This is a genomic window from Dietzia sp. DQ11-44, assembly GCF_014145205.1.
Lineage (GTDB): Bacteria > Actinomycetota > Actinomycetes > Mycobacteriales > Mycobacteriaceae > Dietzia > Dietzia natronolimnaea.
Genome location: NZ_JAALEC010000598.1, coordinates 1 through 1,755, shown reverse-complemented (window position 1 = coordinate 1,755; position 1,755 = coordinate 1). Strand labels below are relative to the sequence as shown.

Sequence of the window (1,755 nt, the reverse complement as noted above, 5' to 3'; positions counted from 1 at the left end):
TTCGCGATCCGTGGCCGCACCGGTGGTGCCGAGGTGGGCGATCCCCGCCCCGCCGGAGGTGCCCTGGTCAACCCCGAGGGCGCGTCGGTCACCCCGGCCGAGACGAGCCGCCAGCAGCGGGTGTCCACCTCGCTCATCGCGCCGCACGACATGACCGCCTTCGCGCTGGTCTCCGGCGACCACAACCCCATCCACGTCTCCGACACCGCGGCCGACCTCGCCGGCCTGGGCGGCGTGATCGTCCACGGGATGTGGCTCTCGGCCGCCGCGCAGCACGCGGTCCAGGCCTCGGACGGGAAGACCCCCGCCCTGCGGATCGCCGGCTGGACCGCCCGTATGCTCGCCCCGGTCCGACCGGGCGACCACATCAAGGTCCGTGCCGTCCAGACCGGCCGTCTCGCCGGCGGCCAGGTCCTCGAGGTCACGTGCACGGTCGACGGTGCCACCGTCATGGCCGCCACCGCCCTGACCGAGGCCCCGCGCACCGTCTACGCCTTCCCCGGCCAGGGCATCCAGGCCAAGGGGATGGGCATGGAGGGACGCACCCGCTGCCCGGCGGCCCGCGAGATCTGGGACCGCGCCGACGCGCACACCCGCGAGGCCCTCGGCTTCTCCATCCTCGCGCTGGTCCGTGAGAACCCGACCGAGGTGACCGTCCGTGGCACCGTCCACCGGCATCCCGACGGCGTGCTCTACCTCACCCAGTTCACCCAGGTCGCCATGGCGTGCCTCGCGGTGGCGCAGCGCGCCGAGCTCGAGGCCGACGGGTTGTTCATCGACGGTGCCTACTTCGCCGGCCACTCGATCGGCGAGTACGACGCTCTGGCGGCCATCTCCGGCACGCTCGAGCTCGAGCCGCTGCTGGAGATCGTCTTCCAGCGCGGAGCGACCATGCACGAGCTGGTCCCGCGCGATTCCGAGGGCCGGTCCGACTACCGGATGGCCGCGATCCGGCCGTCGCAGATGGGCATCGGCGACGACGAGGTCGTGGACTGGGTGGCCGCCGTGGCCGAGGACTCGGGTGAGTTCATCGAGATCGTCAACTACAACCTCGCGGGATCCCAGTACGCGCTGGCCGGCACCGTCGCCGGCTGCAAGGCGCTGGAGAAGGCCGTCGAGCGTGAGCTCGAGCGGTCCGGGGGCAAGAACGCCTTCATCCTGGTGCCGGGCATCGACGTGCCCTTCCACTCCACCGTCCTGCGCGGCGGCGTCCCGGACTTCCGGGCCACCCTCGACGCGCTGATCCCGCACGACATCGACATCTCGGTGCTCGTGGGCCGCTACATCCCCAACCTGGTCCCGCGCCTGTTCAGCCTCGAGCGTGACTTCGTGCAGGAGATCGCCGACCTCGTGCCGGCCGACTCCCTCGCCGACGTCCTGGCCGACTGGGACTCCTGGTCCGCCACCCCGACGCGTCTGGGACGCCTCCTCCTGGTCGAGCTGCTGGCCTGGCAGTTCGCCAGCCCGGTCCGCTGGATCGAGACCCAGGAGCTGCTCTTCACGCCCGTGGAGCGCGGCGGACTCGGCATCGAGTGCTTCGTCGAGGTCGGTGTGGCGAACGCCCCGACCGTGGCGAACCTCGCCTCCAAGACCCTCGACCTGCCCACGCACCGGGGCCCCCGCGCCCAGGTACTCAACGTCGAGCGCGACTCGGCGGCGTTGTACGGCACCCTGCCGCCCAGCGTGGAGGTCGACGACGACGACTCGGTGGACGCCACCGAGTCCACCACCCCGGCCGCCGACCAGGCGGCCCCC

At 72.3% G+C, this 1,755-nt stretch carries 1 protein-coding gene; it reads left to right on the top strand.

Annotated elements, in window-relative coordinates:
• Positions 1–1,755, top strand: a 1,755-nt coding sequence (locus tag G6018_RS13995) for an acyltransferase domain-containing protein (protein WP_182639937.1), incomplete at both ends; no start/stop codon positions are given.